General features: G+C 57.9%; 8 protein-coding genes. 4 read left to right on the forward strand and 4 right to left on the reverse strand.

What is annotated here, in order from left to right:
* Positions 1-11 precede the first annotated feature (11 nt).
* Positions 12-1214 carry a NupC/NupG family nucleoside CNT transporter gene (locus tag GJV78_RS06720; RefSeq protein ID WP_155107591.1) on the reverse strand — a complete coding sequence of 401 codons (1203 nt, stop codon included), beginning with the start codon at positions 1212-1214 and terminating at the stop codon, positions 12-14.
* 303 nt (positions 1215-1517) lie between these two features.
* Between GJV78_RS06720 and GJV78_RS24260 the strand changes: the two genes are divergently transcribed.
* From GJV78_RS24260 to GJV78_RS06730, 3 genes are all read left to right on the forward strand, one after another.
* Entirely contained in the window at positions 1518-1574 is a 57-nt protein-coding gene (locus GJV78_RS24260) for a hypothetical protein (RefSeq protein WP_456237472.1), read from the forward strand.
* Positions 1555-2796 carry an Nramp family divalent metal transporter gene (locus GJV78_RS06725; protein WP_155107592.1) on the forward strand — a complete coding sequence of 414 codons (1242 nt, stop codon included), beginning with the start codon at positions 1555-1557 and terminating at the stop codon, positions 2794-2796. The genes GJV78_RS24260 and GJV78_RS06725 overlap by 20 nt, the downstream gene beginning before the upstream one ends.
* Before the next feature lie 158 nt (positions 2797-2954).
* On the forward strand, positions 2955-3419 hold the full coding sequence (locus GJV78_RS06730) for an Hsp20 family protein (RefSeq protein ID WP_155107593.1): 465 nt from the start codon (positions 2955-2957) through the stop codon (positions 3417-3419).
* A gap of 209 nt (positions 3420-3628) precedes the next feature.
* Here GJV78_RS06730 and ypeC read toward each other — a convergent pair whose 3' ends face one another.
* Positions 3629-3955 (reverse strand): DUF2502 domain-containing protein YpeC, encoded by a 327-nt coding sequence (gene ypeC / locus GJV78_RS06735; RefSeq protein WP_155107594.1) that lies wholly within the window; start codon positions 3953-3955, stop codon positions 3629-3631.
* A gap of 120 nt (positions 3956-4075) precedes the next feature.
* Positions 4076-5080, reverse strand: a complete 1005-nt coding sequence (locus GJV78_RS06740; RefSeq protein ID WP_155107595.1) for an aldo/keto reductase — start codon at positions 5078-5080, stop codon at positions 4076-4078.
* A gap of 343 nt (positions 5081-5423) precedes the next feature.
* Here GJV78_RS06740 and glk point away from each other — a divergent pair, with 343 nt between their 5' ends.
* Positions 5424-6389, forward strand: a complete 966-nt coding sequence (gene glk, locus GJV78_RS06745) for a glucokinase (RefSeq protein WP_155107596.1) — start codon at positions 5424-5426, stop codon at positions 6387-6389.
* Positions 6390-6401: 12 nt separating this feature from the next.
* On the opposite strand, the gene GJV78_RS06750 is transcribed toward glk, so the two are convergent.
* Positions 6402-6917, reverse strand: a 516-nt coding sequence (locus tag GJV78_RS06750) for a LytR/AlgR family response regulator transcription factor (protein WP_155107597.1), incomplete at its 5' end; no start/stop codon positions are given.

Raw genomic sequence — 6917 nt, forward strand, 5'->3', positions numbered from 1 at the left:
TATGGCGCGCCTTACATCACCAGTGCGGCGACAGAGGCTGACAGCACGCTCACCAGCGTTGAGCCATAGACCAGCTTCAGGCCGAAGCGGGAAACCACGTTGCCCTGCTCCTCGTTCAGCCCCTTAATCGCACCCGCAATAATCCCGATAGAAGAGAAGTTTGCGAAGGAGACCAGGAAGATGGAGAGAATGCCCTCCGCGCGCGGCGTGAGCGGGGTAGCGAGCTTCTGCAGCTCCATCATGGCGACGAATTCGTTAGAGACCAGCTTGGTCGCCATTAGTCCGCCCACCGTGTGCGCTTCGCCGGCCGGAACGCCCATCACCCACGCTACCGGATAGAAGAGATAGCCCAGCATATCCTGGAAGGAGACGCTGTGGCCGAACCAGCCGGTAACGGTCGCGAACAGGGCATTCAGCGCGGCAATCAGGGCGATGAAGCCGATCAGCATCGCGGCAACGATAATGGCCACCCTGAAGCCTGCCAGAATGTACTCGCCCAGCATTTCGAAGAAGCTCTGCCCTTCGTGCAGGTTGGACATCTGGATATTATCTTCGTCGGCGCTCACGCGGTACGGGTTGATCAGCGACAGCACGATAAAGGTGCTGAACATATTCAGCACCAGCGCCGCGACGACGTATTTCGGTTCCAGCATGGTCATATAGGCACCCACGATCGACATAGATACGGTGGACATCGCCGTGGCGGCCATGGTGTACATACGGTTGCGGGACATTCTGCCGAGAATATCTTTATAGGCGATAAAGTTTTCCGACTGGCCGAGGATCAGCGAGCTGACGGCGTTAAAGGACTCCAGTTTACCCATGCCGTTGACTTTGGATAACAGGAAACCGATCCCGCGGATGATTACCGGCAGCACGCGGATATGCTGCAGGATGCCGATCAGGGCGGAGATGAAGACGATAGGGCAGAGCACCTTCAGGAAGAAGAAGGCCAGCCCCTGGTCATTCATATTATTGAAGACGAAGTTGGTCCCTTCGCTGGCGAAGCCGAGCAGCTTTTCAAAAACTTCTGAAAAACCTTTCACAAAGCCGAGGCCGACGTCGGAGGTCAGGAAGAACCACGCCAGTAGCACTTCGATAACAAGCAGCTGAATAATATAACGTAAGCGAATGCTTTTACGATCGCGACTAACCAGCAACGCGAGTGCTGCTACGACGACAAGCGCGAGGACAAAATGAAGGACGCGGTCCATATTTGCTCCAAATATGAGGCAGGTTTAATTTTCGTGCACATTCTATGTAACGGAATCAAATAAAACGAGAGCTAACACACATTATAGTAAGGAGCTGTGACGAGTCTCAAAAAGCGTGCCCCCTTTTATCCTTTGCTCTTAACCGCCCGGCAGGGGAAAAGTTACTTCCTTGTGCTAGCCTTATAACATTCATCAAACAACTCATTTTCTCACCGGACCGGATAATGACTCTGGCTCCGGGCTAACAGAGAGTCAGCGTAATTTATCTTAATGCACTTGATAATCATTCTCAATAAGTCTAGCATGAAACATAGCAAAGGCTATGTTTCAGGGGTAAACAATGACAAACGAGCGCGTTGAAAGTAGTCGCGGACGGGCAGCGCGCAAGCTGAGGTTCGCGCTGATGGGGCCGGCGTTTATCGCGGCGATTGGCTATATCGATCCCGGCAACTTTGCAACCAATATCCAGGCCGGGGCCAGCTTTGGCTACCAGCTGCTGTGGGTCGTGGTATGGGCCAACCTGATGGCGATGCTGATTCAGGTGCTTTCCGCCAAGCTCGGCATCGCCAGCGGGAAAAACCTGGCGGAGCAGATCCGCGATCGCTATCCGCGTCCGCTGGTCTGGTTCTGGTGGGTGCAGGCGGAAATTATCGCTATGGCCACTGACCTGGCGGAATTTATCGGCGCGGCCATCGGCTTCAAACTGCTGCTTGGCGTTTCGCTGCTGCAGGGCGCAGTGCTGACCGGTGTCGCCACCTTTTTGATTCTGATGCTGCAGCGGCGCGGGCAAAAGCCGCTGGAAAAGGTCATCGGCGGGCTGCTGCTGTTTGTCGCGGCGGCCTATATCGTCGAGCTGATTTTCTCGCAGCCGGATATCGTGCAACTGGGCAAGGGGATGATGATTCCCAGCCTGCCAGGCTCAGAGGCGGTATTTCTGGCGGCGGGCGTGCTTGGCGCTACCATTATGCCGCACGTTATCTATTTACACTCATCGCTGACCCAGGATCTGCACGGCGGCTCGCGGCAGCAGCGCTATTCGGCAACCAAATGGGACGTGGCGATCGCCATGACTATCGCCGGATTTGTGAACCTGGCGATGATGGCCACCGCCGCCGCCGCTTTTCACTACAGCGGGCACACCGGCATCACCGAGCTGGACCAGGCCTATCTTACCCTGGAGCCGCTGCTCAGCCGCGCGGCGGCCACCGTTTTCGGCCTTAGCCTGGTGGCCGCCGGGCTTTCATCAACGGTGGTCGGCACCCTCGCCGGGCAGGTGGTGATGCAGGGCTTCGTCCATTTCCATATTCCGCTGTGGCTGCGGCGGGCAATCACTATGCTGCCCTCGTTTATCGTTATCCTGCTGGGGCTGGACCCTACCCGCATTCTGGTGATGAGCCAGGTATTGTTGAGCTTTGGCATCGCGCTGGCGCTGGTGCCGCTGCTGGTGTTCACCAGTAACCGCCATATTATGGGCGACCTGGTTAACAGCCGGCTGGTAAAGCGGCTGGGCTGGCTTATCGTGGCGCTGGTAGTGTCGCTTAACCTGTGGCTGCTGGTGGAAATGGTTTTTGGCGGCCGCTGATGCGCAGGGGGCTGGTGCGGAAAATGTGATAAATATCACAAAATCACCCTCCGGTGCCGTTGAAAACGCGCCGGACACCCTTATATACCAGACGAGCGGGCCGCACGGCTCCGCCGACATGAACTTTTTGAATACTTTTTTTACTGTTCAGGAGGTACATGATGACAATCCGAACATTTCCTCTGCTTTCCGATTCCCTGTTAAGCGATCGCTTCGACCGTATCGATCGGCTGTTCAGTCAGCTGACCGGCAGCGCGCCGCTGCCCGCCACGCCGCCCTATAATATCCGGCGTCTGGAGGAGAACCGTTATGAGTTGACCCTCAGCGTTCCCGGCTGGCAGGAGAGCGAACTGCAGATAGAAACCGTCGGCGGACGGCTGACTATCATCGGCAAACGTGAAGAAGAGAGCAACGATACGGGCTGGATCCATCGCGGCATCAGCCGCAGCGACTTCCGCGTCAGCTACAGCCTGCCGGAACGGGTGAGCGTTACCGGCGCGGCGCTTTGTAACGGCCTGCTGACGGTTGCGCTGTTCCATGAAGTGCCAGAGGAAGAGAAGCCCCGGCGCATTGCCATCAACGGCAATCGGGCGCTGGAGCATAAGCCCGACGAGGCGGCGTAGTGCGCCCGCAGGTCGGGAAGCGCTTTCGTTGCCTGAAAAAGATGAGGGGCCACACGGCCTCCTGGTTGTTGAAAAAAGAGGGAAAAGCGCGGCTTTTCCCTCTTTGTCGTTACCTGCTGACAACCGGCCAGTGAATGTGTTTAAACCTTCGGCCTCTGAGAAGGACCGGGCGGCGGTTAGCGCGCTCTGGAGCCGGTATACTTCTCTGCTCAATGGTGGTGTTTGTGGCCCCGGCCATGTCCGTGACGGTCATCGCGGTCACGCCAGCCTTCGCGATAGCCGCGTTCGTAGGCGTTGCGTTTATCCCAGCCGCGATGATAGCCGTTATCGTGCCGCCACCAGCGGTTTTTCCGCCATTCATAGTGGTGATGCCAGTAGTCGCGATCGCGCCAGCGTCCGCCGTCCCAGTAGTTACCGTAATTATCGCGATCGCCGATTTGTAATTTTATCGAGGGTAGCAGGGTGATTTCGCCTGCGGTGGCGGCAAGCGGGGCAAAAGCCACCAGGGCTGCCGCCAGAATCAGTGACCTGAACATGCTTTTTCTCCTTCACGATCTAAGCCGCGACCGGCCTGTTAACGCAATATTACGGGGCAGAAAAGCCCCGTATCATCGCTTTAACTCTTAAATCGCTACGGACAGCACGTTTTGCTAACGCTACCGCGACCTGTCGTTGTTAAGGATGGCGTCGATTTCGGCGCATTCTGCCGCCGTGAAACGACGGTTTGCCAGCATCCCCGCCGCATCCTCAAGCTGTGCGGTTTTGCTGGCACCAATCAGCACCGAGGTGACGTCGTCGTGGCGCAATACCCAGGCGAGGGCCATCTGCGAAAGCTTCTGGCCGCGCTTTGCCGCCAGCGCGTTAAGCTGCCGCACTTTTTCCAGCGTTTCGGCGGTAATCTGCCCGGGGCTGAGGAAGCGGCTGCCGCTCGCCGCCCGCGAATCCGCCGGAATGCCGTTGAGGTAGCGATCGGTCAGCTGTCCGCCCGCCAGCGGCGAGAAGGCAATGCTGCCGACCCCTTTTTCCCGCAGCAGGGCCAGCAGGCCCTCTTCGGGCTGGCGCTCAAACATCGAATACTTTGGCTGATGAATCAGGCATGGCGTACCGAGATCTTCAAGGATCGCAATCGCCTGGCCCGCCAGGTCCGCCGGATAGTTGGAAAGGCCGACGTAAAGCGCTTTTCCCTGGCGCACCACGTGGTCCAGCGCCTTCATAGTCTCCCGCAGCGGCGTTTCAGGGTCCGGGCGGTGGTGGTAGAAGATGTCGACGTACTCCAGCCCCATTCGTTTCAGGCTCTGGTCGAGGCTGGCGATCAGGTACTTGCGCGATCCCCAGTCGCCGTATGGTCCGTCCCACATGGTGTAGCCCGCTTTGGTGGAGATAATTAACTCATCGCGCCACGGTAAAAAATCCTCCTGCAGGATACGTCCGAAGTTGCGCTCGGCCGAGCCGGGCGGCGGGCCGTAGTTATTGGCGAGGTCGAAATGGGTAATCCCCAGGTCGAAGGCCCGCTGCAGCAGCGCGCGGCTGTTTTCGACAAGCGTGGCGTCACCAAAGTTATGCCATAGCCCCAGCGAAACCGCCGGCAGCTTCAGGCCGCTGTTGCCGCAGCGGCGATATTCCATAGAACGATAGCGGTTTTCATCAGGATGATAAGCCATTTTGTTTCCTCAACGGAGTACGCCTGTCTCTCAGTGTATACCCTAAATAATTCGAGTTGCATGAAGGCTGTAGGCGCATTGGCGCTGGGTGGCCCGCAGCGGTAAGGCGCCAGCCGGTTGAACCCGCCGTCAACCCGGAGAAATTGACCTGAGATGCGGGCGAATTTCACCGCTACAATCAATACTAAGCGGGTATGATCGGGGCAGCGGGCGAAGCGATAAAGTCACCGGGTGACTGGGCACGCTATTTTTAGGGCGGCGGCCTTCAGCCCGTTGCCGTTATGCCCGCGTGAATTTACAGTGTGGCAGCGATCCATTCTGACTTTAGTGGAGCAGTAGAAGAATGACAAAGTATGCTTTAGTAGGCGACGTCGGCGGCACCAACGCGCGTCTTGCGCTGTGCGATATCGCCAGCGGAGAGATCTCTCAGGCCAGGACCTATTCCGGGCTGGACTATCCCAGCCTTGAGGCCGTGGTGCGCGTGTACCTTGAGGAGCATCGCGTCAGCGTGGAGGACGGATGCATCGCCATTGCCTGTCCCGTGGTCGGCGACCGGGTGGCGATGACCAATCACAGCTGGGCATTTTCTATTGCAGAGATGAAAAAGAACCTCGGCTTCAACCATCTGGAGATCATTAACGATTTCACTGCCGTATCGATGGCTATTCCGATGCTGAAAAAAACGCATCTGATTCAGTTCGGCGGCGCGGAGCCGGTAGAGGGGAAACCCGTCGCGGTGTACGGCGCGGGAACCGGGCTGGGGGTGGCGCACCTGGTGCATGTCGACAGGCGCTGGATAAGCCTGCCGGGCGAAGGGGGCCACGTTGACTTTGCGCCAAACAGCGAAGAGGAGGACAGTATTCTGGAAGTGCTGCGCGCGGAAATGGGGCACGTATCGGCCGAGCGGGTGCTCTCCGGTCCGGGGCTGGTAAATCTGTACCGTGCCATCGTAAAGGCCGACGGCCGTCTGCCGGAAAATCTGCGACCCAAAGATATTACCGGGCGCGCCCTGGCGGATGAGTGCATCGACTGTCGCCGCGCCCTGTCGCTGTTCTGCGTCATTATGGGCCGCTTTGGCGGCAACCTGGCGCTGAATCTTGGCGCTTTCGGCGGTGTTTACATCGCGGGCGGCATTGTTCCGCGCTTCCTTGAGTTTTTTAAGGCCTCCGGCTTCCGCGGCGGGTTTGAGGATAAAGGCCGCTTCAAGGCCTACCTGCAGGACATTCCGGTCTATCTAATCGTCCATGATAACCCAGGCCTGCTGGGTGCCGGGGCGCATATGCGCCAGACGCTGGGGCAGATCCTGTAGGCGGCGCGCCGCTTACAGATGCATCAGCTGGCGGAACGCTTTCACCTTGCTGCGGCTGACCGGAACCTCAAACTCCAGATCCTTCAGCCGCAGAATATAGGTGTTATTGAACCACGGCTCGATCTCGCGAATTTTATTCAGGTTGACGCAGAAGGAGCGATGGCAGCGGAAAAAGTGCGCCGCCGGCAGCTTGCTGCAAAACTCGGTGATGTTCATCGGCATAACGAACGACTCCCGGCGGGTATAGACGAAGGTCATCTTTTCATGGGCCTCGGCGTAGTAGATATCGGCGATGGGGGTGACGATAATTCGTTCATCTTTAATCAGGTTGATGGTGTCATTTTCGCGGACGGCCGGTCCGGCGGGCGCGGCGTCAGCCTGCTGCTGCTGCCAGACGGCCTCCAGCTTCTGTAGCATTCCCACGATGCGCGACTCCTGCCAGGGCTTGAGGATGTAGTCAAAGGCCTCCAGCTCGAACGCCTCCACCTGATGCGCCGCGCGATAAATGCGCCCATTTCCGTGAGATAA

The sequence above is a fragment of the Intestinirhabdus alba genome (genome assembly GCF_009711095.1).
GTDB classification, from domain to species: domain Bacteria; phylum Pseudomonadota; class Gammaproteobacteria; order Enterobacterales; family Enterobacteriaceae; genus Intestinirhabdus; species Intestinirhabdus alba.

Coding starts and splice junctions, on each gene's coding strand:
- GJV78_RS06730 (WP_155107593.1), top strand. CDS start 2,955: ATGATGACAATCCGAACATTTCCTCTGCTTTCCGATTCCCTGTTAAGC.
- GJV78_RS06725 (WP_155107592.1), top strand. CDS start 1,555: ATGACAAACGAGCGCGTTGAAAGTAGTCGCGGACGGGCAGCGCGCAAG.
- GJV78_RS06740 (WP_155107595.1), bottom strand. CDS start 5,080: ATGGCTTATCATCCTGATGAAAACCGCTATCGTTCTATGGAATATCGC.
- ypeC (WP_155107594.1), bottom strand. CDS start 3,955: ATGTTCAGGTCACTGATTCTGGCGGCAGCCCTGGTGGCTTTTGCCCCG.
- GJV78_RS06720 (WP_155107591.1), bottom strand. CDS start 1,214: ATGGACCGCGTCCTTCATTTTGTCCTCGCGCTTGTCGTCGTAGCAGCA.
- glk (WP_155107596.1), top strand. CDS start 5,424: ATGACAAAGTATGCTTTAGTAGGCGACGTCGGCGGCACCAACGCGCGT.